The sequence below is a fragment of the Paraburkholderia bannensis NBRC 103871 genome (assembly GCF_000685015.1).
In the GTDB taxonomy this organism is placed as follows: domain Bacteria; phylum Pseudomonadota; class Gammaproteobacteria; order Burkholderiales; family Burkholderiaceae; genus Paraburkholderia; species Paraburkholderia bannensis.
On record NZ_BAYA01000005.1, the window covers coordinates 386,033 to 412,561 of the forward strand.

At 65.9% G+C, this 26,529-nt stretch carries 24 protein-coding genes; 8 read left to right on the forward strand and 16 right to left on the reverse strand.

Annotated features, from left to right (window positions below; all coding sequences use genetic code 11):
- Positions 1–6: 6 nt before the first annotated feature.
- A complete protein-coding gene (locus tag BBA01S_RS10520) occupies positions 7–927 on the reverse strand; it encodes a LysR family transcriptional regulator (protein WP_027816395.1) in 921 nt (306 codons plus the stop codon).
- 119 nt (positions 928–1,046) lie between these two features.
- On the opposite strand from BBA01S_RS10520, the gene BBA01S_RS10525 reads away from it, so the two are divergent.
- From BBA01S_RS10525 to BBA01S_RS10535, 3 genes are all read left to right on the forward strand, one after another.
- Positions 1,047–2,639, forward strand: coding sequence for an MFS transporter (locus tag BBA01S_RS10525; protein WP_084162047.1), 1,593 nt, complete (start codon positions 1,047–1,049; stop codon positions 2,637–2,639).
- A 278-nt stretch (positions 2,640–2,917) separates the two neighbouring features.
- Positions 2,918–4,054 carry a porin gene (locus tag BBA01S_RS10530; protein ID WP_042296678.1) on the forward strand — a complete coding sequence of 379 codons (1,137 nt, stop codon included), beginning with the start codon at positions 2,918–2,920 and terminating at the stop codon, positions 4,052–4,054.
- Between the two features lie 365 nt (positions 4,055–4,419).
- Positions 4,420–5,973, forward strand: coding sequence for a methyl-accepting chemotaxis protein (locus BBA01S_RS10535; protein WP_027816398.1), 1,554 nt, complete (start codon positions 4,420–4,422; stop codon positions 5,971–5,973).
- Between the two features lie 9 nt (positions 5,974–5,982).
- Here BBA01S_RS10535 and BBA01S_RS40830 read toward each other — a convergent pair whose 3' ends face one another.
- Complete coding sequence (locus BBA01S_RS40830) at positions 5,983–6,240, reverse strand: DUF6723 family protein (protein ID WP_027816399.1); 258 nt, start codon at positions 6,238–6,240, stop codon at positions 5,983–5,985.
- A 222-nt stretch (positions 6,241–6,462) separates the two neighbouring features.
- Positions 6,463–6,789: a DUF4148 domain-containing protein gene (locus tag BBA01S_RS10545; protein ID WP_027816400.1), complete on the reverse strand. Its 327-nt coding sequence runs from the start codon at positions 6,787–6,789 to the stop codon at positions 6,463–6,465.
- Between the two features lie 168 nt (positions 6,790–6,957).
- Here BBA01S_RS10545 and BBA01S_RS10550 point away from each other — a divergent pair, with 168 nt between their 5' ends.
- A complete protein-coding gene (locus BBA01S_RS10550; protein ID WP_027816401.1) occupies positions 6,958–7,218 on the forward strand; it encodes a DUF1488 family protein in 261 nt (86 codons plus the stop codon).
- Positions 7,219–7,353: 135 nt separating this feature from the next.
- Positions 7,354–7,950, forward strand: coding sequence for a polysaccharide deacetylase family protein (locus BBA01S_RS10555; RefSeq protein ID WP_027816402.1), 597 nt, complete (start codon positions 7,354–7,356; stop codon positions 7,948–7,950).
- Here the strand turns inward: BBA01S_RS10555 and BBA01S_RS10560 are convergent.
- Positions 7,918–8,886 carry an aminoglycoside phosphotransferase family protein gene (locus tag BBA01S_RS10560; protein ID WP_027816403.1) on the reverse strand — a complete coding sequence of 323 codons (969 nt, stop codon included), beginning with the start codon at positions 8,884–8,886 and terminating at the stop codon, positions 7,918–7,920. The two genes, BBA01S_RS10555 and BBA01S_RS10560, sit on opposite strands and share 33 nt — an antisense overlap.
- A gap of 25 nt (positions 8,887–8,911) precedes the next feature.
- On the opposite strand from BBA01S_RS10560, the gene BBA01S_RS10565 reads away from it, so the two are divergent.
- The gene (locus BBA01S_RS10565; RefSeq protein ID WP_027816404.1) at positions 8,912–9,604 is read left to right on the forward strand and encodes a cephalosporin hydroxylase family protein; all 693 of its coding nucleotides are present in this window, start codon (positions 8,912–8,914) and stop codon (positions 9,602–9,604) included.
- Here the strand turns inward: BBA01S_RS10565 and BBA01S_RS10570 are convergent.
- The 5 genes from BBA01S_RS10570 to BBA01S_RS10590 are packed head-to-tail and all read right to left on the reverse strand — an operon-like array spanning position 9,558 to position 14,483.
- On the reverse strand, positions 9,558–10,790 hold the full coding sequence (locus BBA01S_RS10570; protein WP_027816405.1) for a glycosyltransferase: 1,233 nt from the start codon (positions 10,788–10,790) through the stop codon (positions 9,558–9,560). The genes BBA01S_RS10565 and BBA01S_RS10570 overlap by 47 nt on opposite strands.
- A 7-nt stretch (positions 10,791–10,797) precedes the next feature.
- Positions 10,798–11,865, reverse strand: coding sequence for an asparagine synthase-related protein (locus tag BBA01S_RS10575; protein WP_027816406.1), 1,068 nt, complete (start codon positions 11,863–11,865; stop codon positions 10,798–10,800).
- The gene (locus BBA01S_RS10580; RefSeq protein ID WP_027816407.1) at positions 11,862–12,719 is read right to left on the reverse strand and encodes a GTP 3',8-cyclase MoaA family protein; all 858 of its coding nucleotides are present in this window, start codon (positions 12,717–12,719) and stop codon (positions 11,862–11,864) included. Before BBA01S_RS10580 ends, BBA01S_RS10575 begins: the two co-directional genes overlap by 4 nt.
- The gene (locus BBA01S_RS10585) at positions 12,716–13,732 is read right to left on the reverse strand and encodes a phosphotransferase enzyme family protein (RefSeq protein WP_042296683.1); all 1,017 of its coding nucleotides are present in this window, start codon (positions 13,730–13,732) and stop codon (positions 12,716–12,718) included. Before BBA01S_RS10585 ends, BBA01S_RS10580 begins: the two co-directional genes overlap by 4 nt.
- A 1-nt stretch (position 13,733) precedes the next feature.
- Complete coding sequence (locus tag BBA01S_RS10590) at positions 13,734–14,483, reverse strand: class I SAM-dependent methyltransferase (RefSeq protein ID WP_027816409.1); 750 nt, start codon at positions 14,481–14,483, stop codon at positions 13,734–13,736.
- 165 nt (positions 14,484–14,648) lie between these two features.
- On the opposite strand from BBA01S_RS10590, the gene BBA01S_RS10595 reads away from it, so the two are divergent.
- A complete protein-coding gene (locus BBA01S_RS10595; RefSeq protein WP_027816410.1) occupies positions 14,649–15,455 on the forward strand; it encodes an alpha/beta hydrolase in 807 nt (268 codons plus the stop codon).
- A 96-nt stretch (positions 15,456–15,551) separates the two neighbouring features.
- Positions 15,552–16,979 (forward strand): MFS transporter, encoded by a 1,428-nt coding sequence (locus BBA01S_RS10600; protein WP_027816411.1) that lies wholly within the window; start codon positions 15,552–15,554, stop codon positions 16,977–16,979.
- Positions 16,980–17,015: 36 nt separating this feature from the next.
- On the opposite strand, the gene BBA01S_RS10605 is transcribed toward BBA01S_RS10600, so the two are convergent.
- From BBA01S_RS10605 to BBA01S_RS10635, 7 genes are all read right to left on the reverse strand, one after another.
- Positions 17,016–17,564 (reverse strand): glutathione peroxidase, encoded by a 549-nt coding sequence (locus BBA01S_RS10605; protein ID WP_027816412.1) that lies wholly within the window; start codon positions 17,562–17,564, stop codon positions 17,016–17,018.
- Positions 17,565–17,610: 46 nt separating this feature from the next.
- Positions 17,611–18,450, reverse strand: a complete 840-nt coding sequence (locus BBA01S_RS45130) for a Crp/Fnr family transcriptional regulator (protein ID WP_052391724.1) — start codon at positions 18,448–18,450, stop codon at positions 17,611–17,613.
- A 144-nt stretch (positions 18,451–18,594) separates the two neighbouring features.
- Positions 18,595–20,220 carry an arylsulfatase gene (locus tag BBA01S_RS10615; protein ID WP_027816413.1) on the reverse strand — a complete coding sequence of 542 codons (1,626 nt, stop codon included), beginning with the start codon at positions 20,218–20,220 and terminating at the stop codon, positions 18,595–18,597.
- Between the two features lie 63 nt (positions 20,221–20,283).
- Positions 20,284–21,894 (reverse strand): ABC transporter permease, encoded by a 1,611-nt coding sequence (locus BBA01S_RS10620; RefSeq protein WP_027816414.1) that lies wholly within the window; start codon positions 21,892–21,894, stop codon positions 20,284–20,286.
- A 44-nt stretch (positions 21,895–21,938) separates the two neighbouring features.
- Positions 21,939–24,284 carry a TonB-dependent receptor gene (locus BBA01S_RS10625; protein WP_027816415.1) on the reverse strand — a complete coding sequence of 782 codons (2,346 nt, stop codon included), beginning with the start codon at positions 24,282–24,284 and terminating at the stop codon, positions 21,939–21,941.
- A 17-nt stretch (positions 24,285–24,301) separates the two neighbouring features.
- Positions 24,302–25,390, reverse strand: a complete 1,089-nt coding sequence (locus BBA01S_RS40840) for an ABC transporter substrate-binding protein (protein WP_063750536.1) — start codon at positions 25,388–25,390, stop codon at positions 24,302–24,304.
- 88 nt (positions 25,391–25,478) lie between these two features.
- Positions 25,479–26,423, reverse strand: a complete 945-nt coding sequence (locus BBA01S_RS10635; protein WP_027816416.1) for a TauD/TfdA dioxygenase family protein — start codon at positions 26,421–26,423, stop codon at positions 25,479–25,481.
- Between the last annotated feature and the right edge of the window lie 106 nt (positions 26,424–26,529).

Consider the following 26,529-nt stretch of genomic DNA (forward strand, 5'->3'; position numbering starts at 1 on the left):
GCCGCACTACTCGCCGATCATCGCTGGAATGCGCGCCTTCAACGCATCGATCGCCACGCGCGTCTTGGCGCGCAGATGGCGCTCTTTTGGCCAGACCGCGTAGATCTCCTGCGAACGCACGCGATAGCTGTCGAGCACCGGCACGAGCGCCCCGCTCTGCGCGAAGCGCGTGAGCAGCCAGCACGGCAGCCACGCCAGCCCATAGCCGTCGATCGCCGCCGCGGCAATCGCCTGGATATCGTCCATGCTGATCTGCGAGCGCAGGGGCGGAGCTGGCTTCACGACGCCGTCGGTGCCCATCGGCCCCTGCGCGCCCCACCACGGCGCGACATTGCCGCCGCTCGAATACGCAATGCCGATGTGACCGGCAAGATCGTCGAGGCTCGCTGGCGTGCCGTATTGCGCGAGGTACGCAGGCGACGCACCGATCACCACATGCTGCGTGCCCAGACGCCTTGCCGCCAGCGTGGTGCTGTCGCGCAACTCGCCGATACGCACGGCCAGGTCGATGCCTTCTTCGACTAGATCGGTCATGCGATCCGTAAAAGACAGGTCGATCTGGAGTTTCGGGTACTGCCGCGCCAGGTCGAGCAGCACCGGCGCGACGCACAGGTGCCCGAAGGCTTCCGGCACGCTCACGCGCAGGCGGCCAGTAGGTTCGATGCCGCTATGGTCGAGCGCCGCCTGCGCATTGTCGAGTTCGGCGAGCGCGCGCACGCAGCCTTCGTAATACGCCTGGCCTTCCGCCGTGAGCGACTGGCTGCGCGTGCTGCGATGGATGAGCCGCGCGCCAAGCCGCGTTTCCAGCCGGGCAATCGCCTTGCCGACCGCCGAGCGTGTGAGGTTCATGCGCTCGGCCGCAAGGGCAAAGCTGCCCGCCTCCACCACCTGCACGAAGGTGGCCACGCCGTCGAGATTGTCCGTCATTGCCTGCGCCGGTTATTGGTTCCATTCAGGAACCTATCGTGGGAACGAAACACGTCAATAAGGGAATTATATTCCTCTAGACTGCTCTGCAACATCCCTCTCCCTTTCCGGAGTCCGACATGCAGATCAATGAAATCGAACGGGACGCAGTCGAGGTCACCTCGACTGCCGCCAAGTCACCCATAGAGCCGCCCATACCGTTGCGTCCGCAACGAAACACCATCGCACTGATCGCCGTCTGTCTCGCGGCGATGATGTTCTCGCTGGAAATCTCCAGCGTGCCGGTCATCCTGCCGACACTCGAAGTCGTGCTGCACGGCGACTTCAAGCAGATTCAATGGATCATGAACGCCTACACCATCGCCTGCACGACGGTGCTCATGGCGACCGGCACGCTTGCGGATCGCTTCGGCCGCAAGCGCATCTTTATCGGCGCGATTCTGTTGTTCGGCATTGCGTCATGGCTGTGCGGCCTCGCGTGGAACTCGGCCGTGCTGATCGCGAGCCGCGCTGTGCAGGGCGCAAGCGGCGGCGCGATGCTCATTTGCCTCGTGGCCGTGCTGTCGCATCAGTTCCCGCAGGGCGCGGCGCGTGCGCGGGCCTTCAGCGTGTGGGGCATTGTGCTCGGCATCGGGCTGGGATTCGGGCCGATCGTGGGCGGCGCGATCGTCGCGCTCGCCAACTGGAAATGGGTGTTCTGGATCCACGTGGGTCTTGCCGTGGCGACGCTCGCGCTGGCCGTGGCCGGTGTGCAGGAATCGCGCGACCCGCAGGCGCGCAGGCTGGATGTGTGGGGCATGGCCACGCTTTCGGCGGCGATCCTGGGCTTCGTATGGTTCATCACGCAGGGCGGCGACAGCGGCTTCACGAGCGCATCGGGCCTCGCGATCCTGGCGGCGAGCGCCGCGAGCCTCGCCGTGTTCTACGCGGTGGAAACGCGCATCGCGCATCCGATGTTCGACTTCTCGGTGTTCAAGGTGCGCAACTTCTCGGGCGCGCTGCTGGGTTCGGTCGGCATGAACTTCAGCTTCTGGGCCTTCATCATTTACCTGCCGATCTATTTCCAGCGCGCCCTCGGCGAAGGGCCGGTCGCGGCGGGGCTATCGCTGCTCGCCTATACGCTGCCCACGCTCGTGTTTCCGCCCATCGGCGAGCGCCTCGCGCTGCGTTACCGCGCGGCGACGGTCATTCCCGCCGGGCTGCTCACCATTGGCCTGGGCTTCTTCCTGATGTGGGTGGGCAGCCGGATCGGCGACGCCAGCGGCCTGGCCGTGCTGCCCGGCTGCCTGCTCGCGGGCGCGGGCCTGGGGCTGACCAACACGCCGGTTACGAACACGACGACCGGCTCGGTCAGCGCCGAGCGCGCGGGCATGGCGTCCGGCATCGACATGAGCGCGCGCATGATTACGCTCGCCATCAATATCGCGTTGATGGGCCTGTTGCTGGTGCAGGGCGTGGGCGCGAAATTACAGGCGGCGCTGGGCGCGGTTTCCGCTGACGTGCAGTGGAATGCCCTGGCGAGCCGCGTCGCGGCAGGCGACCTCGTGCCCGCGGAATCGGCCGCGATCATGAGCGCGGAACGTTTCGAATCGATTAGCCGCAACGCGCTGATTCACGGCTTTGGCGGACTCATGCTTTATGGGGCGACAGCAGTGAGCCTGCTGGCCATCTTGAGCTTTTGCGTTTTCCGCTTAAAACAAACCAAATCCTGAGCGCGACCCGACGCCACCAGAAAATCGCCGCCGATTATTCCGCGCGGCGATGTTGCGCAAACGCGACTGCAAAACGCGCCAAATTGCGCACGCGCGGCGCGGCAAGACCTTGCGAGCGTTATTACATCTGCCTTGCCGGGATTTATTTCAGTTTTTTGAATCGATTGCTCCAGTTTCAGGAAGAGACCGTGCGGCAGCCAAGGCGCATTTCCGTCAAATGCCTTTTCTATACTCGCCGTCGTCTCAACCCAGCATCCCTATAGAACTGGAGTCACACAGTGAAAAAAATCTCGATCGCCGTCGCGTGCCTGAGCGCATTCGCCGCCGCATCCGCCCACGCTCAAAGCTCGGTCACCCTGTACGGTCTCGTCGATGCCGGCATCGCTTACACGAACAATGTCGGCGGCAGCGGCCGCGTGGCGCTCGCGAGCGGCAACATCAGCGGCAGCCGCTTCGGCCTGAAGGGCGCCGAGGATCTCGGTGGCGGCCTGAAAGCGATCTTCTTGCTGGAAAACGGTTTTAGCGTCAACAACGGCCAGCTCGGCCAGAACAGCCGCATGTTCGGCCGCCAGGCTTATGTCGGCCTGAGCAGCAACGCCTTCGGTACGCTGACGATGGGCCGCCAGTACGACGACGTCGTCGACTTCGTTTCGCCGCTGTCGGCCACCGCCGGCACCTTCGGCGACTCGGGCTTCGCGCACCCGTACGACAACGACAACCTTCAGCACAGCGTGCGCTTCAACAACTCGGTCAAGTACACGAGCCTGAACTACGGCGGCTTCAAGTTCGGCGGCATGTACGCGTTCAGCAACAGCACCGAATTCGCCGTGAGCCGCGCCTACAGCGCCGCTGCAAGCTACACGTACGGCCCGTTGACGGCTGCCGCAGGCTACCTGCAGACGAACGGTTCGGGCTCGAAGACGGGCACGGCGTTCACCAACACCGCAGGCGCAGTCGACCAGGCCGAAGTCAAGGGCAGCCTCACGTCCGACGTGCAGCGCACTGCCGCTGCAGGCATCAACTACGCGTTCGGCCCGGCTGTCGTGGGCTTTGTCTATTCGCACAGCCAGTACCAGGGCACGAGCGCCTTCGGCCTGAGCAACGGCTCGGTGCGCTTCGACAACTATGAAGTCAACGGCATGTACAACTTCACGCCCGCATTCAAGGCCGGCCTGTCGTACACGTACACCGACGGCCACCTGAACGGCGCGACCGCCTACGGCGCCGATCCGAAGTGGAACCAGGTGAACGCGATCGCGCGCTACTCGCTGTCCAAGCGCACCGAAGTCTACGCAGAAGCCATGTACCAGCACGCGACCGGCAACAAGAACGTCGCGAACATGTACAACTCGGGCGGCGCTTCGTCGACGGGCAACCAGGTGATGGGTGCAGTCGGCATGCTGACGCGCTTCTAAGCGTTCCTGTAAGCGCTGTATTGATGCTGTAGAAGGGGCCCGGCGTGGATGTGCCGCGCCCCTTGCGATGTGAGTGGTTCTTCTCCGGATGGAGTGCGGGATATATTCAGGATCGCTATGCAATTCAACGCAATAGCGATGCGCAGATCTATCGCACACTACGTCCTTTGCGCCCGTCCTTTCAGGACGGGCTTTTTTGTTGGTGCCGGGCGCGACCGTCTCAAAGCGGTTGCCGCGAATCGCAAACTCACTCGCGCCGCTTGCGGCAACGAGGGTAAACACCCACCGCAACACGATTAATTTCTCGCCCCAGGCTGCCGTTATACTTTTCATATACGGTGTATCGTTTCGCATATGGAACAATAATGAAAAGCTTGACGATCAATCTTCGCCTCGCGCTGACGGTGGTGACGCTCGGGGCACTGGTCATCGCCATGGGCGTTGTCAGTCTGTTCGGCATGGACATGACCAACCGCGCGCAGCACGACGCGTACACGATGCATTTCGCTTCGGCGGTGGCGCTCGGCAAATCGGGGACGGCGATGTCACGCGCGCGCTTCGGCCTCGACTGGGCGATGGCGAACCCGCATTCCCCGCAGCTTGGCCCGCAACTGGATCGCGCGCAGGCGCTGCTCGGCGAGTCGGATCGCTGGTGGCAGCAGTTTCGCGCACTGCCCAAGACGCCCGAGCTGCAGACGCTTACCGACGATCTCGACGCCAAACGCAGCGCCGTGCGCCGCGACGCCATCGACCGCCTGGTCGTGGCGATCCGCGCGGGCGACACGAGCTGGATGGACGAGCACCGCGCCGCCGAACTGATCGGCCTCTACACGGCCATGAACGCGAGCCAGGGCGCGCTCGAACGCTACCTGGACGATGCCGCGCGTCAGGCCGACGCCGATTCGAGCGCGCGCTTTCACACGCTCGGCGTGATCTGCGGCGCGAGCATCGCACTGGCCTTGCTGATTGCGTTCCTGAGCTGGCGCGGCTTGCGTCGCGCGGTGATGGAGCCGCTGCGCGCGGCAATGGCGCATTTCGAAGCCATCGCCGCAGGCGACCTGACCACGCATGTCAGCGCGCATCGCGATGACGAGATGGGCGCGCTGCTCGACGGCCTCGCGGCGATGCAAACGCGGCTGCGCGAAACCATGGAACAGGTGCGCCTGGGCGCGAACGCCATGGCGACGGCGACCCAGCAGATCGCCAGCGGCAATCTCGACCTGTCGCAGCGCACCGAGGAACAGGCTTCGTCACTCGCGCAAACCGCGTCGGCGATGCAGCAGTTGATCGGCACGGTGCAGGCCAACGCGCTCAACGCACAACAGGCGCGCGATCTCGCGCTCAGCGCCGCCGACGTGGCCGGTCGCGGCCACGACGCCGTCGCGCGCATGGAGCAGACCATGCACGAGATTCACGCGAGTTCGTCGAAGATGACCGACATCATCGGCACCATCGAAAGCATCGCATTCCAGACCAATATCCTCGCGCTCAACGCAGCGGTCGAAGCCGCGCGGGCGGGCGAGGAAGGACGGGGCTTCGCGGTGGTCGCGGGCGAAGTGCGCAGCCTGGCGCAGCGCGCCTCGGCGGCGGCCAAGGAGATCGGCACGCTGATCGCGGGATCGACGGGACGCGTGGCCGACGGCGCGACGCTCGTGACCGAGGCGAGCGGCGCGATGGAAGCGATCCAGACCTCGACCACGCGCGTCGCCACGCTGATCCACGAAATCGCGTCCGCGTCGCGCGAGCAGAGCGACGGCATCGAGCAGGTCGGCCTGGCGGTCACGCAGATGGACGAGGTCACGCAACAGAACGCGGCGCTCGTCGAGCAAAGCGCGGCAGCCGCGTCGTCGCTGGCCGATCACGCCAACTCGCTCAATACGCTGGTGGCGGCATTCAAGGTCGAGGGCGCGGCGGCGTAAAGTCCGCGCTCAACTCTCCGGACTCGCGATATCGAGCCGCACCAGCTCATCCGCCATTTCGCAGGCCGCGCGGCGCGCTTCCTCGCCGGTCGCAAACGGCCCCGGCACCTGGCAACCGTCGAAGGGATAAATGAGCTTGCCGTCGGGCTTCCTGCGGATGCGCAGATAGCCGATGTATCGGCCGAGTGCGTTCACCTTCTGTCCGCATACCACCTCGTAATCCTCGGGCCGGAAATGGCCGGCTGAATTCGCTGCTGACTTGTCCATGTCCGGTCGACCAGGAGTGCGAGGCGCGAGCGCCCTCGCCTTTGAAAGAAGGCGCGATAAACAGCGCGCATCGGCGGATTGTCGTTCGTTAAGAGTCCTGCAAACGCAGGACAGCAATCGCCGTGCCGGTGCTTTGTTGCGCGCCTGCCTCGTCGCGGTGGTTGCGATTTGAGCAAGCGCGCCGAAAATCACCGCGTCTCCAGGCCGGCCAATCCAGCCGGGTTACTGGCTCGCCGCGCCAGCAGCACCCGCCTTTTTCTCGGCCTTCTGGATATCGTCTGGATAATTGAGGTTATTTCTCGACGGGCTATAGCCGTTCTTCTCAAGCTGCTTCAGTTCGGCGTTCTTGCGTGCGCGCGCCGCCTTGCGCTGTGCTTTGCGCTGCGCCTTGGTGGAACTCGCGCTCGTGCCCGGACTCGCGCTCATGTTCATGCCGGCGCTCGCGGCACTATCGTCGCCCGGCGCCGTTTGCGCACCGGCCTGCGCTGCCATCAGCATGAAGGAAACCGCGCTCACAGCGACTATCATCAGGGAAGAACGGGTGGCCATTGCAGTTCTCCAGATTCATCGGGAAAGGAAGGCTATTGCAGCGCGCCTGAAGCGCGGAGTCAATGCGCAATCGGCGCGCCTGCTTCAGGTGGGACTGCGACTTGCTGATCCGAAGACACCGCGCAGCCGTTGCGCGGCGGCCCTGCAACTCAAGCAAGGAGGAATCCGATGAGGATTGAATTCACGAATCGCCGTCACGCCGTGGCGGCTTCGCGCATTGCATTCGAAGCCCAGGTGGACGATCGGCCCGTCTGGTGCAGCGTGTCGCTGGACGCGCTCAATAACCGCTTCGCCAACGACGGCACCTCGTCGCACGCGCTGCTGAGCGCATTCGAGGCAAACCGCCCGCAGATCGAAAAGGCCGCGCGCAATGCGCTGGCGAAGAACGGCGGTCAATCGGTCGAACTCGAAACGAACGACTTCAAGTAAGGGTAAGCGTCGTCGGGGCCGGGGATTGCACTCGGTTGCACTCTTGCACTCGACAGGGTTTGCTCCCGGCTTGCTGCTAGAGTGTGCCCTGGCCCCTGAATCTCACGATCGAATTTTGATCGCCCCTGCCGCGCCATGCCCCCTTCCCTGCGACTGACCTTCGACGACGGCCCCGGCCCTTCCACGCCTTTATTGCTGGACGTACTGAAAGACGCCTCATTCAAGGCCACGTTTTTTGTGCTCGGCAAGCATCTCGCTGCGGCGCAGGATCTTGCGGTGCGCATGCTGCGCGAGGGACATACGCTCGGCAATCACACATGGACGCACGCACGCCCCGGCGAGCTGGGCGCAGACGATTTGATCGAAGAAGTCGAAGCTACCGATGCCCTGATCCGGGCCGCGCACCGGCAAGCGGGCTTCAGCGCGCCGCATGCGATTGCGCTGCGCCTGCCCTACGGCCTGCAGGCCGACGATCCGCGCCGTATCGTGCTCGACCGTCTTGCGCGGCCGCACGCCGGGTGGACTTTGATCGTCGATGACTGGCGGCGGCCCGCACCGGACGCGCAGACGCTTGCCGGGGCAATGTTCAGTCACGTCGCGGCTCAGACTGCATCGGGGCACGATGCGGTGATTTGTCTGCACGATAGCTCCCCGCGCCGCGACACGCGGCCCGCCACCGTCGAAGCCGTGCGCCTGCTTCTAGGCCATGCCGACTGGCGCGGCGCGCAATAGCTCGCGCCAGCACGCAAGAAAGCCCATGCCGGGCCCCGGAATCCAAAGTCCGCGTTGCGCGGCTTCCAGATGGATCAACAGTTGATCCGTGCAGAACAGGTGCATTAATGCAGGGGATTCCGGGTGCATCCAGTCCGGCGCCGCTTGCCCGCAAGCTTCCGCATACGCGGCAAGCCCCCTGCTCCACACGCTCGCATCGAAGACAAAACGTTCTTCTAGCGTCGCGTCGCGCGACAAGGCGAACAGCGCGAACGCCGCTTCGAGCCAGCGTGATCCCAGCCCGACATCGTCGAAGTCGATCACGCCCGTCAAAGCCTGCCCGCTGAATAGCAGATTGCCCGCGTGATAATCGCCATGCAGCCACTGCGCGGGGCCGTCGATCCACGCGTGCGCCAGCGCGAGCAGCGCGCCCATGCTGTCGATCAGCAGGGGATAGTGCGGCGATAGATCGACGCTCAGGCGCGGCGCTTCGCGCGCCGCCACGCGTGCATGGCGCAGTTGCAACCACGCAAGCTGACTCGCTTCGTGGGCGTCCAGCGTCGCCATGCCTGCATGCAGATGCGCGAGCGCGCACATGGCGTCGGTCGCACCCTGAAGCGCATCGCGCGGCATGCCCGGCGCGCCGTCGATCGATTCGAACAGATGCAGCCAGCAACCGTCTGCCGCGTGCACGCAGGATTCGCCCGATAGCGTCGGCAGCAGTCGCGGCAATGAAGGCGTATGGCCACGGTCGCTCAAATGACGCAGCATGGCCTCCTCGCGCTGAACCTGCGTGGCCGTTTTGCCGGGCCACGAAACACGCAGAATCGCTGCGCGCGCAACCTCCTGCACGCGATACGTTTTGTTAGTATGGCCCGACGACAACGCCTCAAGCTGCGCGGCGCGCACGTTCCAGTGCTGTAAAAGCAGCGTTTCCAGCTCACGCGGCGTTTCCACGACTCTCACTCTCCCTGCATCGACTATGTCTGAACGCATCTCGTCCCGCATGCGGGACGTCAATATCGAATGGCTCACGCGCGCGGCCGAATTCGATCATCTCTTTCATACGCGCTGGCTGGGCGAGCGCTTTTTCCACTTGCCCGGCGACATGCTCGCGATCCAGGAACTGATCTGGCAGGTGCGTCCGCGTTACATCGTGCAGACCGGCATCGCGGCAGGCGGCGGCGCGGTGTTTTCCGCGTCGATGCTCGAACTCGTGGGCGGCGAAGGCCACCTCATCGCCATCGAGCCGCGCCTGCGCGCCGAGGTCAAGCAGCGCCTGCAGTCCCACCGCCTTGCCCATCGCATGACGCTGATCGAAGGCGAGTCGTGCGCGACCTCCACGCTCGATGCAGTACGCGAACAGGTCGGCACGCAGGGGCCCGTGCTCGCGATTCTCGATCTCACGCACACGCACGACCACGTGCTGCGCGAACTCGAATGTTACGCGGCACTCGTCACGCCAGGCAGCTACGTCATCGTGATGGACACCATCATGGAATACCTGCCCGAGTCCATGTTCGACGGCAAGCCCTATGGCCGCGGCAACAATCCTGCGACCGCCGCGCAGGCTTTTCTAGCACGCGACGATCGATTCGAAGTCGATGGCGATATCGAAGACCGCGTGCTCATGACGCTGTCACCGGGCGGCTTTCTGAAGCGAGTGCGCCAATGAGGCGCGCGGCTTCGGCCGAGCCGTCGCGCGCGTAGCTTGCCTGGATCTGCGCCGCGCGCTCGCGCAGCGCGCCGGGGCGCAGCAACGTCGCCAGTGCAGTGGCGATCCCGTCCACCGACGCCGTCTGCAGATCGAGGCGCAAGCCCGCGCCCGCCCGCTCGACGAAATGCGCCGAATGAAACTGGTCGTTACAGAACGGCGAGAGCAGCATCGGTACGCCGCACGCGAGCGACTCCATCACCGAGTTCGCGCCGCCGTGGTTGATGAACACGTCGGCACGCTCCAGCACGGCGAGTTGCGGCGCGTAGCGCACGGCAATCACGCGTTCGTCGCTTCGCGGCAGCAAGTCCGTCTCGACGAGCTCGCCCACGGACAGCACCAGTTGCACGGGCAGTGCGCGCGCGGCGTCGATCACCCTGGCGAAGACGTCCGGGTGGTAGTAAAGCTGGCTGCCGAGCGACATATACACCAGCGACAGGCTGCTATCCAGCCGATGCCACGGGAAATCCGCCTCGTCGCCGCGCGGCCCGGCGGGCATGGCAGGGCCGACCAGCGCCACGCCTTGCGGCGGCTCGCCCACCAGCGCCTCGGTCGTCAGCGCCATCGTCAGGTGCGGCGAAAGCACGTCGCAGCCACGAAAGCGCGGCTGCAAGCCATACGATGCGAAGAGCCTGTCGCGTTCGGGCGCAATCCAGCGCACGGTGCTCAACAGTTCGGAATCCATATCGTCGGTCAAGACCGGATTCAACGAGTTCGACAGCGAGACCCACGGTTTGTCTTCGAGATGCGCCGCCAGCGCGGACGCATAGTGCAGCGGGTCGATGACCACGACAGCCGGTTGCCAGTCACGAATGATCGCGCGAATGCCATCGATCTGCCCCGGCGTCTCGTCGATCAGCAGCGTGCGGATCCAGTTGCGCAGCCACGCGGCGTCGCGGATTTTCTCGGCGAAAACCGCGCCGCGCGACAGTTCGTGGCGCTCGCCCTCAAGCGCGGCGGGACGCGCCTGCACCTGCTCGCGCGGGCCGAGAAAGGCGAACGCGCCCGCTGCATCGAGTTGCGCCGAAATATCGGCAGGCGCATAGAAGCCGACTTCGAAGCCCGCGGCCTGGAGCCGCTGCGCCGGCCCAATGCAGGGGTTGAGGTGGCCCTTCTCGGGCACCACGCAAAACAGGATTCGTTTCATAGGGGTCTCAGGCCGGAGTGTGGGTCGCGCCCAGATGGTCGAGGATGAGCGCAAGCGTCGTCCACAACACGCGCTCGGTGTCGGTTTCGAGCGTCGGTGCGGGAAGATCGAGCGATGCGGCCAGCGTGCGGGTGCGTTCGCAGTCGAGCAGCGCGTCGAGATTCATCGCAGGTGCTAGACGTCCGCGCTTCGGCCCGTGCACGAGCCGCGCGGGCAACGCGAGGCGTGCGCCGATGTCGCGCAGGCATTGCTTGTTGGGATCGGGCTCGACCGCCAGCAGATGGGCGACCACCGCCGCGTCCACAAAAGGCGGATGCAGCGCCACGCCTTGTGCGTCGAAGATCGCGTGGCACAGCGGCAGATAGTTGGCCGAGCGGTCGCGCCGCAAGACCTGATCCGCGCCGTCGCCGGTGATGGCGATTTCAATGCCGTCGGCGGCCATCGACGCGGCAAGCAGGTGCTTGGCGACGGGATGCAGGTTGAACATCGGCTCCTCGACCGCGTAAGTCGTGAGCGGCAGCGCGTTCACGAAATCGGCTTCGTCGAAGTGCACGATCTTCACGCGCGCCTGCATCTGCGTGGCGAGTTCGAGCGCGGCGTCCTGCTCGCAATAGTCGGGCATGCCGGTCGCGAGGATATAGGCGGTGACCTGGTCGAGCGCGTCCAGTTCGCGCAACAGGCCCAGCAGCAACGCCGAATCGAGTCCGCCGCTCAACGCCAGCGCGACACGCTTGCCGCTGTCGAGCGCACGTTGCAGCGACGCGCGCAACCGCGCCTGCAGGTCGCCGCGCAGCGCTTCGCAGGCGGCAGGCTGCACGTCCAGCGCTTGCGCCGTTTGCACCAGCGCGCAACCGGGCGGCACGGCGCGCACGTCGCGCAACACGGTGCGTCCCACCAGACGCGCGCCGCTCAGGTAACCGGCGATGGCAGCCGCATCGGGCTCGCCGCCCGCGCTTTGCCCGGCCGCTCGCAAGGTCGAGGCGATGGTGCCCGCCCACGCGCCGCGGCGCGGGTGATAGTGCAGACGGTCGAAACCAAAATAGTCGCGCGTGCCGACAATCGTGCTCGAATTCATGGATAAAACGCCTTCAGGGTCTCGACTTCGATGCGTTTGAGCACGCGATGCGGCGCCTGCGGCGCGCTGCCGCCGTGGCAATGCAGGCAGGCTTCGAGCGGCGTCTCGCGTTGCAGGTACGCGAGCATGGCATCCAGCATGCCCGCGTCCTCGCGCAACGCCAGGCCGTCGCCGCGAAAGTCCTGGGTGCCCTTGAACAAGGTATGAAAATGCGCGGGCCGCGTGCAGGTGTAGAACATGCCGTCGCGCACCATATGGCAGCGTTCGCGAATCCAGCAGTCGTGGTAGATGCGCTGCGCTTCGGCGCGATCGGTCGAGGGCTGCGCGCGGTTCATCACCGTGAACGTGTCCTGCACCTTCCAGTTCAGCCGCACGTCAAAGCGCGCGGCCTGCGACTCGATATGCGCCACGAGATCGGGCGCGAGACGCGGCTTGGGATAAAGCGAGATCGTCAGCGCATCGACGGCCTGCCAGAACGCGTCGGCCATGTCGCCCAGCTTCAGCCCGTTGGTCGTCACGGACACCATCGGCGCGATGCCGGTCGCGCGCACACAGCCGACGATATCGACGATGGCGGGATGCAGCAGCGGCTCGCCGCCCACCAGCTTGAACACGCCCGGTTGCAGCACTTTCGCGGCCATGCGCAGGTCGTTCGCGAGCGCGTCTGGCTGGGCGTACCACTCGGGCAGCAGCGGCGAAAGCGAGCAGCACTCCGCGCAAGTCAGGTTGCAGTGATCGACGATGTGCGCTTCGAGCGAGCGCGTCTGCACGCGGCCATGCTGCACGCGATAGTGGCGCTCCATCGGCGGCGGAAAGACATGCTTGCGCGCGCGGGTTTCGTTCGTCGTGGTCACGTTGGCGTCCTGCCGTCGCCGGGTTCCAGGCAACGGGAATAGAAGTCGATCAATCGCTCGCGCGCACCGTCGAATGCGGCCACCATCGTCGTCGCGCCGCGCAGATGCGCCGCGAAACGCACCGGATCGTTCAGCCAGCCCTGCACGATCCATAGCTTGAGCGCGTGCTGGAGACACGCGGCGTCGATGGCCCACGCGATATTTTCCGGGCGTGGCGCGCGTACGCGTGCATACGCACGCACAAACGTGGCGGCATGGTGCGGCGCTTCGAGCGGCAGATGATTGAGGCAGCGCACGAGTTCATATTCGCGCGGCGCGCCGATGGCCGCTTCCCAGTCGAGGATCAGCGGCGGCAGCGTGCCGTCGAACAAATAGTTGAACTGGTTGTAGTCGTTGTGAATCGGATGCTGCGGATCGTCGGCGGGGAACGCCGCGAGGCTGCCCGGGTAGTGCGCGTCGAGCAGGCGCAGCGACGTCTCCACGTAGTCATGCAGATTCGCGCGGTCGCGGCCGAGCGCTTCGGTCAGGCCACGGCGCACGCCGTCGGCGTCGATGGCGGCAAGCCGCGCGTGGAGCGTGTCGAACGCAGGGAGGCTTGACGTATCGAGCATATCGAACGTATCGAACGTGTCGAGGCTCACATGCAGCGCGCCGAGGCTCGCACCGAGCGCTTCCCATTCGCGGGACGTGAACGTGTCGTAGGTACGCGTCTGTCCTGGCACCCATCGCGTCACCAACGCGCGCACATCGTGGCCCACAAAAAGCGCTTCGCCTGCCAGCGTGCGCTGCAACGATTGCACGCGAAAGCGCGCATCGCCGTGCGCTTGCAGATGCGCGAGAACCGCCGCTTCCTTCTGCGCACGCGCTACGTGTTCATCGGCATACAGCTTCACGGCTACGCCACCGTGCCCGTCGCGCCCATCGTTCACGTACCAGACGCGTTCGCTGACCTGACGCGGCGCGCCGTCATGCGCGATGCCATAGGCCGCACAGATCGCGTCGAAGTTCGCCATGTCAGATCGCCTCGGCCGGGCCGTAACGATAAGGATGGCCGCTCAAGAAGGTGTTGTTCCCGACATAACGCACCTTGTACATGGCCGGTCGAAACAGCACCGAAGGCGCGTTGTTGTCGATGCCCAGCAGCGCATACAGGTCGCGCCGCACGAAGAACGCGTTATTGCCCATGTCGTCGCAGCACACGAGTTCATAACCCATGCGTTGGCCAAGGTGATAAAGCGATTCGAGGCTCGCGCCGTAATAGGTCGAGCCGTCCCATTCGTGCGCCGGGTTGTAGCACATGACCCAGCGCTCGGGCGGCGCGTAGTACGGGTTGTATTCGATCACCACGATACGCGGCTGGTAAGCGTCCAGCGCGCGCCAGATCCAGTAGTCGTTGCCGTCGATATCGATTGAAAGCAGGTCGAAGTCCTGCGGCGCATTGGCATCGGCGAGCAGTTGCGCAACCGTATCGGGCTGCACGCGTTCGTGACGCAGCGTCACGCGCTGCTCGCCGCCATAGTTCGCCGCGAGTTTCCCGTAGCGGTACGCGCTGCCTTCGACCAGCACGCCCTGCCAGCCGCGCTCGCGCAGCAGCAGCGCGGTATTGCTGTTGCGCAGGCCGTCGCTCGCGCCGATATCGACGCAAAAGCGATTGGTGGGCGCAATGCGCTCCATCAGGCGCGACAGGATCGCCTCTTCGCTGCCCTGCGCGTAGAGGCTTTGTGCGAGACCGGAAAGATCGAGCGGAAAAGGCGTGCCCTGCATGAACGTGTGCGCAATGGGTCAGAAAATGGGGTGCGGTGCGGCAAACGATGCGTAATGTACCGTAAAACGCGGCATGGCCGCGCAGGCCTGGCTGACACAGTCCTTCGGGCGATTCTCCTTATACTGGCGCAGTCCCTCCACGCATCCCGACGCGCGAGACCCCACATGCGGCTGCTTTCCTATGGCTTACGTTTTGCGGTCGCCGCGTGGCTGATCGCGGCGCTGGTGCTGTTCCTGATGCAAGACCGGCTGCTGCTGCCCGCCACGCCCGAAGCGCCCGACCTGCGCTCGGTCACGCACGAGGGCGACACCGTCGAGGCCTGGCATATTCACGACGAATACGCAGGCTACGTCGTCACGCCCACGCGCGAGACGCCGCGCGGCACCTTCATCGTCTATCACGGCAACGAGGAATCCGCCGAAACCAAGCTGCCGCTCGCCGATATTTTCCTGCGCGCGGGCTATCGCGCCGTGATCGTCGAATATCCGGGGCACGGCAATCGGCCGGGGCCGCGCAGCATGAAAGCGGCGCTTGCCGCGTCGCGCGAGGCGTTCGACGCGACGCTCGCGCGCTGGGGCGGCCCGGTTTACCTGGTCGGCGAATCGCTGGGCGCGGGCATGGCTTCGCAGGTCGTCAAAGGCAATGAAGCCTCGATTGCCGGGGTCGCGCTCATCACGCCGTGGGATTCGCTCGCCGATGTGGCCGCGCAGAAGTATCCGATTTTCCCGGTGCGCTGGCTGCTGCACGACGGCTTCGATTCGGTCGCCGCCGTGGCGCATTACACGGGGCCGCTCGTGATCGTCGGGGCGCAGCTGGATACGCTGATCCCGGTGGTTCACGCCCAGCACTTCGCGAACGCGCACGGCAATGCTCACCTGATGATGCTGGGCAGCGCCGACCACGACGACTGGTTCGGCGCGATGACGGCGGCGCAATGGCAACAGGTGCTCCAGTGGATGAAGGCGAATTGAAGCGCGCCTGGCGATGCAATGCGAAGCGGCGCACGTCCGGCCAGGCACTCGTCTAAGATCTGCCAGTCGCTTTAACCCGCACCGGAATTGCCCCGCATGGACGACACGTCCCCTCTCGCCGCCCGGCGACGCCTTGCCATCGCCCTGCTCGTCGCGGGCGTGTTCTTCATGGAGAACCTCGACGCCACCGTGATCGGCACGTCGCTGCCCGCGATGGCGCGCGATTTCGGCACCGCGCCCGCGTATCTTTCGGTGGGCGTGTCGGCGTACCTGGTCGCGCTCACGGTCTTCATTCCCGTCAGCGGCTGGGCTGCCGACCGCTTCGGCGCACGCCGCGTGTTCAGTCTTGCCATTGCCGTGTTCACGTTCGCCTCGCTGCTCTGCGCGCTGAGCCAGGGCCTGCTGGGCTTCACCGCCGCGCGCATTCTGCAGGGCATCGGCGGCGCGATGATGGTGCCGGTCGGGCGGCTCGTCGTGATGCGCGAAACGCCCAAGGAAGGCATCGTGCGCGCCATCGCCCTGCTCACCTGGCCCGCGCTGGTTGCGCCGATCCTCGGCCCGCCCGTGGGCGGCTGGATCAGCACGCACTGGACGTGGCACTGGATCTTCCTCTTGAACCTGCCGCTGGGCGTGCTGGCGTTCGTGGCCGCGCGCGTGCTCGTGCGCAACGGCCCGCCGCTCGCGCAGCGCTTCGATACCGTGGGCTTCGTGCTGAGCGGGCTGGGCTTCGGCCTCTTCATGGCGGGCATCGAGGCAGTCAGCCGCGCCGATGTTGCGCGCGCCCTGTCGCTTGGCGTGCTGAGCAGCGGCGTCGTGCTGCTCGCGCTGAGCGTGTGGCACCTGCGCCGCACCCCGCAGCCGCTGTTCGGCCTCGCGCCGCTGGCGATCCGCACGTTTCGCGTGACGGCGCTGGGCGGCTCGCTGTTTCGCACCGCCATCGGCACCGCGCCGTTCCTGCTGCCGCTGATGTTCCAGATCGGCTTCGGCTACAGCGCCGTGCAGGCGGGCGCGCTGCTGCTCTGGCTGTTCGCGGGCAACCTGGCGATGAAGCCGGGCACCACGCGCATCATGCATCGCTTCGGCTTTCGCACGGTGCTGCTGGTCAACGGCCTGCTGGTCGCGGCGGGGTTCGCGGCCTGCGCGCAACTGAGCGCGGCCACGCCCTACTGGCTCGTGTGCGCGCTGCTGTTTTTCACGGGCATGACGCGCTCGATGCAGTTCACGGCGCTCAACACGATCGGTTTCGCCGATGTGCCGCAGCCACAGATGCGCGACGCCACCACGCTCTTTTCGGTGCTGCAGCAGATGAATGCGGGGATGGGAATTGCGGTGGGCGCGCTGATGCTGTCGATCGCCGAGGCGTGGCACGGCACGCCTGCGGGCCATGCCACGCCGGGGGATTTTCAGCTCGCGTTCGGGATGATCGCGTGCGTGGCGCTGCTGGCCACGATCGACAGTCTGATGCTGCCCGCGAACGCGGGCAGCCGGGTGCTGGTCGCGCAGAAGGCGGAGAAAACCTCCTGATCTTCCGCGCGTGGAAGAGGCTTCAGAAGCAGGCGATTACGATGCCTTCGCCAGTTCCGCGTCGATGGCGGCGACGAGCTTCGGATCGTCGGCCGCCGTATCGGGTGCGAAGCGCGCGACCACTTCGCCCGCGCGGCTCACGAGAAACTTCTCGAAGTTCCACAGCACGTCGGGCGCGGCATTCGGCGCAATGCCGTAGCCTTCCAGGCGCGCGCGGAATGGGCCGTCGCCCGTCGCTTGCGGCTGGGCCTGCGTGAGCGAGCGATAGAGCGGATGCTGGTCGTCGCCCACCACGGAAATCTTCGAGAACAGCGGAAACTTCACGCCGAACGTGCCGGTGCAGAACGCCTGGATTTCGGCGTCGGTGCCCGGCTCCTGGCCCTTGAAGTTGTTGGCCGGAAACGCGAGCACTTCCAGGCCTTCGGCACGCTTGCCTTCGTACAGCGCTTCGAGTCCTTCGTATTGCGGCGTCAGCCCGCATTTGGACGCCACGTTCACCACCAGCAGTACCTTGCCCGCGTAGGGGCGCAGCGTGGTTTGTGCACCGTCGATGGCGTTGACGGGAATGTCGTAAATCGTGCTCATGTCTGTGTCCTCTGTCTGTTTGATTTGAGCGGCGCGCTCGCCATGTTCACTCGCAGGCCTCGCGCACCATCAGCAAGGCCGCACTGTCCACAATCGTGACCTGCCCATAGCGAATCTCGATCCAGCCGCGATCGGCGAACGCCCGCAGTTCCTTGTTGATGCTCTGCCGCGACACGCCCAGCAGCGCCGCCAGGTCGTCCTGCGAAAGCTTCAGGCCGATCTCCACGCCGGTATCGACGGGATGGCCGTAACGCTCCGCAAGGCTGAGCAGCCGCTCGGCCACCCGGCCGCTGAAATCCGCGAGCCGCGAGAAGCGAAAGCGGTCGTTCAGTTCGCGGTTGCGCGAGCAGATCAATTCGAAAAAGCCGCGCATCAACGCGGGCTGCTGCTCGAACAGGTCGAGCATCGCCTCGCGCGGGATATGGTACAGCCGCACCGTGCCGCGCGCATACAGGTCACACAGCGAACCCTTCCGGTCGAGCGCCGGAATGATGTTGATGACCGAATCGGGCTGGATATATTCGCCGATCACGCGTGCGCCCGACGCGCTCACCCAGCTCGCCTCCAGCGCGCCCGCCAGCACGATCAGGATCTCCTTGCAGTCGGCCTGGTACGGCACCACCAGCTCGCCCTGCAGCCAGGTCTTCTCGTAGCCCGCATCGACGAGCGTCGCCGCCGCGCCCGCCGACCAGTGCAGCAGGCTCGGATGGGTGAGAAAGGCGTTGATGACGCGCTGGCGCGTCAGCGGGTCGAGCGCGCGCCGGAACAGCGCGTCGTGGCTGGCATAGCTGGAAGGCGCTAAAGGCGTTAAAGGCGCTGAAGATGCTGAAGCGGGGGGCGGCGCATGCGCAGCAAAGCGCTGCGCATGCCTGGCAATGGCGGCCATGATCCATTCTCCGGGGGTGATGTGTTCGAACCATTTGAGCATTCGATCCCCGCCCGCCCAAACCATGATTTTTTGCTATCCATATCTACGCCGCCGCACTAACGCGGTGCGCGTCCCAGCCATGCCCGCCAGCACGCCGCTGCGTCAAGCCGGCGCGAACTCGAACGCCTGCACGCCGTTTTCCTCGACATAGGTTTCCCAGTGCGCGAGCAGCGTTTGCAGGCGCTGCGGTTCGGCGGCGGCAAGATCGTGGGTCTCGCCGGGGTCGCGCGCAAGATCGTAGAGCTGCCAGACGCCCGGGCCAGCGGGCACGGGGATGAACACGGCCTTCCAGTCGCCCTGGCGCACCGCGCGCCGCCCGAACAGTTCCCAGCCGGTCACGTGGCTCGCGTCGTGTACCGCTTGCGTCTCGTTGCGCAGGTACGGCAGCAGCGAGCGGCCCTTCACGGCGGCGATCTCGCGGCCGCGCCAGTGCGTGCCGGGATGCTCGACGCCCGCGAGTTCGAGCACGGTCGGCACCACGTCCATCACCGTCGCGAACGCTTCGCCGACACCGCGCCGCGCCAGCGCCGCATGATGCGCGAACGCCACCACGCGTATGCCGCCCTCCGTCGTGTACGCTTTGTAGAGCCGCGACGGCGCGGTGCCCGCCTGGGCCCAGCGCGGGCCGTACCAGACATAGGAATTGCCGCGCCCCACGTTGTCCAGGCTGTTGTCGTAGTAGTCGCGGATAAAGCGTTGCAGGTCGGGCCCGAAGATCGGCAGCGCTTCGAGCAGCGCGCCTTCCGCGCCGTTGTCGGAGAGGAACAGCACGAAGGTGTTGTCGAATTCGCCGGTCTGCTTGAGGTGCTCGATCACGCGGCCGACGTTCCAGTCCAGCCGCTCGACCATCGCGGCGTAGACCTCCATCGTGCGCGCCGAGAATGCGCGTGCCTCGGGCGTGAGCGCGTCCCATTCGGGCGTGGGCGCGACGACGGGGTGAGCGGTCGCTTCGGCGTCCAGCAGGCCGAGTGCTTTCTGCTTCGCCAGGCGTTCGGCGCGCAGCGCGTCGGGGCCCGCGTCGTAGCGGCCACGGTAATGCGCGACGATATCGGCCGGTGCCTGCAGCGGCCAATGCGGCGCCGAAAACGGCAAGTAAGCGAAGAAGGGCCGGTCGTCGCCTTCGTCCTCGCGCTCGCCCAGGTACTGGATCAGCTTGTCGGCGAAGGCGTCGGAGGAATAAAAGTCTTCCGGCAGGTTTTCCGCATAGTGGCCGTCTTCCACGTACAGGCCGCGCGTCGAGCGCATCAGGCGCGGCTGCTCGTCGTCCTCGCCCACGGGCTCGAAGCCGTAGTGATTGGCCGCGCCCGGCAGCAGCGCGAACGAGCGCTCGAAGCCGCGCGCGGAAGGCGCGCGATCGAGCGTCAGCCCAAGGTGCCACTTGCCCGCCATCGCCGTGAAATAGCCCGCGTCGTGCAGCAGTTCGGGCAGCGCCGCCACGCGGTCGTTCAGGTAGCCCTCATAGCCCGGTTTATCGGCGAGATGGGGCGGGCGCGCCTCCGCCATCGTGCCGATCCCCGCGACGTGATGGTCGGTGCCGCTCAGCAGCATCGCGCGCGTGGGCGAACAGGCGGACGCCGTATGGAAGTCGGTGAAACGCACGCCCGCGTGCGCGAGCGCGTCGAGGTTGGGCGTGGCGATCTCGCCGCCGAATGCGCCGAGATCGGAAAAGCCCAGATCGTCGGCGACGATCACGAGAAAGTTGGGGCGTTTGGCGGAGGGTTGCGTCATGGTGAGGTGTCCAGGGAGTTCTGAGAGTTCCAGAGAAAATCGGTGCGTGTCACATAAAAGCGCTCAATGCCGCGTGCGCCAGCGCGTCGCCGACGCTTCGAGGCGGCCGCCGAGCCAGCCGAACAACGCCCCCAGCGCGCCGATCGTGACGGCGGCGGCCAGCAGGCGGTCGGTGCGAAAGAGCTGCTGCGCGTCGATCATGAAGGTGCCGAGCCCCACGCCCGAGGGCATCAGGTACTCCGCGCCAATCGCGCCAAGCCACGCATAGACCAGCGCGAGGCGCAGCCCCGCGAACACGCCAGGCAGGATCGCCGGGACGATCAGCCAGCGCAGCCGCTGCCACGGATTCAGGCGCAGCGTGCGCGCGACTTCGACGAGCGCGGGCGGCAGGCCTTCGACGGCGCGGCTCGTCGCCAGCACGACGGGAAAGAACGCTGCGAGCGCGACGAAGATCACCTTCGACAGGTCGCCCAGGCCCGCCCAGGCGGTCAGCAGCGGGATCCACGCGAAGATCGCGACCTGGCGCAACGCGGTGAGCGTCGGGCCGAGGGCGCGCCGCACCCAGGTCAGCGCGCCCAGCGCAATGCCGAGCGCGAGACCCGCGAGCGCGCCGACGGCCAGCCCTTCGCCCGCGCGGGCAAGCGTATGGGCGAGCGGCACCGGCAACGCGCCGCTGCGCAGGTCGTCGAGCGCGCTGTGCAGCACGACGTCCGGTGCGGGCAGCAGGTTCGCATCGACGAGATGCCGGTTCGCGACCACGGCCCAGAGCGCGAAGATCAGCACCGGCAAGACCGCGCCGCGCAGGTAGCGCTGCACGCCGCGCTGCGCCGTCGCGATGCGCGCACCCGGCGCTTCATGCGGCCAGCGCACGAGCCTGCGCTCAAGCCGCTGCACGCCCTGGTCGATGGCGAAGCCGGTCAGCCCGATGGTCGCGATGCAGACGAACACCACGTCGAGCTGGAACATCTGCCGCCCATAGACCATCAGGTAGCCGATCCCTTCCGACGAGGCCAGCAGCTCCACCGCGATCAGCGTGAGCCAGCCCTGCGCGAGCGCCTGGCGCACGCCGGTCAGGAACGCGGGCAACGCGGCGGGCAGCACGAGCAGGCGCACGCGCTGCCACGCACTCAGGCGCAACACGCCCGCCACCTCGCGCAGGCGCCAGGGCATGGCCCGCACGCCCGCTTGCGTGTGGATCGCGACGGGAATCGCCACCGCCTTGAAGATCAGCACGAGCTTGAGCGCCTCGCCGATGCCCAGCACCACCATCAGGAGCGGCAGCAGCGCGAGCGGCGGCACCTGCGCGATGGCATAGAAAAGCGGCGCGACGACCTCTTCCGCCACCACGCTCGCGCCCATCAGCGCCCCGAGCAACGCGCCGCCCAGCGCGCCCAGCACGAAGCCAATCGCGAGCCGCGTGAGGCTGATGAGCAGGTTCGACACGAGGCCATCGCGCAGCAGGTCGCGCGCGGTCTCCCAGACGAGTTCAGGCGCGGGCAGGATCTGCGCCGACATCCAGCCCGCCTGCGCCGCCTTCCACCAGAGCAGATAGACGCACACCGGCAACGCCCACGGCAGCAGCGCGAACCAGGAAATCGCCTGGCCCCCCGCGCGTCTTGCACGCGGGGCGCGCTGCGCCTCGTCGAGAATCGTCGAATTCGCCGTGTTGAGCATGTCGGCCTCGCAGCAAAGTTGCGATCAATGAGATCGGCAGGTCATCAGTAGGTGAAGCGCAGCGTCGCGCCGACCATGCGCGGGTCGCCCGCCATCGCCGTATAGGTGTTCTGCACGCTCGCGAACGACGCCAGGTAGTAGTGGCGGTTAAAGAGGTTGTGCGCCCAGATGGAGAAGTCCCACTTGTGCGCGCCGCTGTTCAGGCGCCAGCCCGTCGCCAGATTGAAGATGCCGTAGCCCGGCAGTCGGCCATAGCGCGAATCGTCGAGCGTGCCGTACTGGTTCGAGCGCAGCGACCACACGCCGCTCACGTACTGGTCGATGTCGTGGCCCAGCGAGAACTCGTATTGCGCGCTCAGGTTGGCGATCCAGCGCGGCGCGCCGGAGACGGGCTTGCCCGTGAGGTTGCAGGTGGTCGCGCCAGTGGCGAGGGTGGTTTCGGCGGCGCACGGCCCGTTGGTGTACGAGCTGTACGTCGCGTTCACATAGGACGCGTTCAGGCCGAGCGTCAGGCCGCGCAACGGGCGCGCGCGCAGGTCGAGTTCCGCGCCGCGCGAGCGCACGTTCGCGCCGTTGGCGAGCACCTGGCTCACGAGACCGCTGGACGGCACCGTCACGTAGGTCGTCGCCTGGTAGCCGTTGATCTGCGTCCAGAACAGGTTGGCGTTGACCACCAGCCGATGGTCGAGCCATTCGCTCTTGATGCCGAGTTCGGCATCATTGGCGCGCTCCGGGCCGAACAGCAGCGAATTCGCGCCGAGCGTGGGCGCGGAGCCGACCGCCATGTTGATGCCGCCCGACTTCTCGCCGTGCGAGAGCGTCGCGTAGGCGAGCACATCGGACGTCAGCTTGTAGCTGAAGTTGAGCATCATCGACGGGCTGATGCTGTGCTGGCCGAGTTGCCCCGATTGATACGCGCCCACCGCCGCGTTGCGCAGCGCGAGCAGCGCGCCCGACAGATCCGCGCCGCCCGAGGGCGCAAGTCGGTTGACGTAACCGGTCTTGTCCTCGTAGGTGCCGCGCACGCCCGCTGTGAGGTCGGCGCGCGTGTTGACGTGCCATGTCGCCTGGCCGAACAGCGCGGCGCTATTGGTCTCCACCGAAGCGGGCGAGACCGCCGTGACGCCGTTCAGGATGCCGCGGTTCACTCCGTACTGGAACAGATCGGCGTCCGGGCCGAACGCCGTGAAGGTGTTCGTGTTGGTCTGCTCGTAGAAGTAGTACGCGCCCACGACCCAGTCGATCGGGCCGCCCGTGGGCGACGCGAGGCGCACTTCCTGCGAGATCTGGTGGTCGTCCACGCGCACGCCCGCGTTGCTGATGGCGGGCACGGGCAGGTTGTCGCCATCGTTGGACGGCGAGAAGTCCCAGAAGCGCGCCGCCGTGATCGACGTGAGCGAATAGCCGGAGTTCAGCCGGTAGTTCACCTCGGTCGATACGCCGCCCTGGTGGACGTTCATGTGCGGCGTGGTGTCGGTGTCGACCTGGAACTGCGAGGGATTCACCACCGGCGTCACGCCCAGCAGCGCCGCGCGCGACAGGTAGGTGCCGCCCGCAGGCACGCCATACAGCAGCATCGAACCGGTGTTCGAGTTCTGCGTGTTGTAGTCGGCGATGAAGCGCACGCTCAGGTCATTGTTAGGTTTCCATAACAACTGGCCGCGCACGCCGTAATTGGACACGCCGTTCAACTGGCTGCCGTTGTAGAGGTTCGTCACGCTGCCGTCGCTATGCGTGTGCTCCAGGTCGAGCGTGCCCGCCAGCGTCTGCGAAAGCGGCCCGCTCAAGTGCGCCTTGGTCTGCGCATAGCCATCGTTGCCGACCGACTGTTCCAGGTAGCCTTCGGTATGGAACTGCGGCGGGCGCGTCGAGATATTGAGCACGCCCGCCGTGCTGTTCTTGCCGAAGAGCGTACCTTGCGGGCCGCGCAGCAGGTCGACCTGCTGGATGTCGAGCAGGTCGAACACGGCCATGCCGGGGCGGCCCAGATAGACGTTGTCGAGATAGACGCCGACGCTCGGCTCCAGGTTGTCGCTGGCCGGGTTGTTGCCGATGCCGCGAATCGAAATGCTCGACTGGCGCGGATTGATGAACGAGACGTTCAGGCTCGGCAAGGTCTGCTGCAAGTCCTGGATGCGATAGAGACGCTGGCGCTCCAGCTCCTGGCCGCTCACGGTCGAAATGGGCGCGGGCACTTTCTGCGCGCTTTCCGAGCGGCGGCGCGCCGTGACGGTGAATTCCTTTAGCTGTACCGGGTTGTCGGCTTTTTTCTGCGAGGCTTCGGCCGGGGTCGTTTCAGTTTTGCCGTCGTCCTGCGCCCAGGCGGAAGTCGTAGCGAGCATCGCTGCGGCAAGCGCCGTCAGGCGATAAAAGGTGTGGTGATCCTTCATGTAGTTATAAATGCCTTTTAATCCGACTTTGCCGTCTTTTCGACATCGCTAAAGGTACGGTAGGGTTGCCAGCGGCCTGCGAGCTTCGTCTGCGCGAGCGCCTGGTTCAGGTACGTGGGATCGATCCAGCGCTCGACGTCGAAACTCTGGCGGATCATGCCAAGCTGCTTCGCCGTATCGACATCGCGCTTGAAGGCGTCCACGTAGTACGGATCGAGCAGCGGCGAGAAAAACCTGGCCGGGTCGCTGTCGCCAATTTCATTGCGCCAGACCGAAGCGGGCGTGCCCGCGCGGGTCTGTTCAAGTTGCAGATAGGCTTCCAGGTTCTTGCGGTCGGACACCCAGTTCGACGCTTCCAGCACGCTTGCGACGATGCGCTGCGCCCACTCGGGATGCGCACGCAGGAAGTCGTTCGATGCGACCAGTCCCGCCTTGAAGGTGCCGACGCCGTCGCGGCCACGCGTGCTCACCGGAATATCGACCAGCCCCTTATCCTTGAGGATGAAGAGCGAGGACGCCCCCCACACCGCGTCGATGCGATGCGCGGCAATCGCGGCGGCGGCGCTGTTGAGGTCAAGGTTGACCACGCGGAAATCGCGCTCGGTCAGGCCTTCGCTGCGCAGCACGCTATCGAACGACAGTTGCAGCGCCGTGCCGCGAAAGAGCGCGACCTGCTTGCCCTTGAGATCCTTGAGATCCTTGATGCCCTGCCCCGGCTGCACCGCAAGATAGCCGTTGACGTCGCGCGCCAGCGCTGCAATCAGGCGCGTATCGAGTCCATTCGCGCGGCCGATGATGCCCGCAAGATCGCCGAGAAATGCCAGGTCGACCTGATGGTTCGCGAAGGCTTCATTGACGGCCGGGCCCGCGCCCTTGAAGAACGTCCATTGGATCTTGACGCCATCCTTCAGGAAGGCCTTTTCCAGCGTCTGGTTCGCGTAGAGCACGTCGACCACGCCGCCGCCCGCCGGCTTCGACGCAGCGCCGATATCGGGCACCGCAATGCGGATCACGTTCTGCGCGCGTGCATGCGGCGAGACCAGAGCCAGCAGCGCGAACGCGACGAGGCAAGCGCCATGAAAATGTGCGAAAAATCGGCGTCCCACGAGAACCCCCACAAATAAAGCGCTTCAAATGCCCGCGCCACGCGCTGCCACACTCAAGGCGCGGCAGCGCGGCGCAGGGTTCGCTACGTCAGGCCGCAGCGGCAAGCTTCGGATTCTTTTCGACCGTGCGCGTGACGCTCCTGCGCCCGTCCACGCTCACCGGCACGTCGCCCGCCAGCGTCACGCGGCGCACCACGCGGCGTGCATCGCCGTAATCGTTGACGGCGTAGTGCTGGGTCGCGCGGTTGTCCCAGATCGCGACGTCGCCGGCCTGCCAGCGCCAGCGCACGATGTTCTCCAGCCGCGTGATGTAGCCCTGGAAGACTTCGAACAGATGGTTCGACGCCGAACCCGGCAGGTCGACGAAGCGCTTGAAGAAGTGGCCCAGCACGAGGGTCTTCTCGCCGCTTTCCGGATGCACGCGCACGAGCGGGTGCTCGGTCTCGTAGCGCGTGGAAACGAACACTTCGCGATAACGCTCGTAGGCGGCTTTTGCCTGCTCGGTGAGCGTGTTGCGCGCGTAGCTCGCGGCCGCCGCGTAGTCGTAGTCGTTGCTGTGCACCGCCCAGAGCTGCCCGGCCAGCGTCTTGAGCGCGTCCGGCAGGTCATCGTAGGCGGTGGCGGTGTTGGCCCAGACCGTGTCGCCGCCCACCTCGGGATTGGTCACGCCGCGCAGGATCGAGGCCTTGGGATAGGCGTCGACGAAGGTGACGTCGGTGTGCCACGAATTGGCTCGGCCGCCATGCAGCGAATCGAGTTCCAGCAGATATTCGGTGCCTTCGCGCACCGGCACGGTCGGATGCGCGACCGGATCGCCCAGCAGCTTGGCGAACGACTCCTGCTCCTGGTCTGTCAGGTGCGTCTGGTCGCGAAAGAAAATCACCTTATGGCGCAGCAGCGCCGCGTTGATGGCCTCCAGCGTCGCCGGTTGCAGGTCGCCGGACAGACGCACGCCGCGAATCTCCGCGCCGATGCGGCCCGTGACCGGATGAATGGACAGTTCGCCGTTTTCCACTACGTTGAGTTTCGACATTTTTTCTTTCCGTGACGAAAAGGAATCCTTATTAATAAAAACGGAAAGTCGAAGATCGCGATTCGGTTTTCCGTCATTCAGGTCGTGGCCGCTGCCTTGCGTGGTG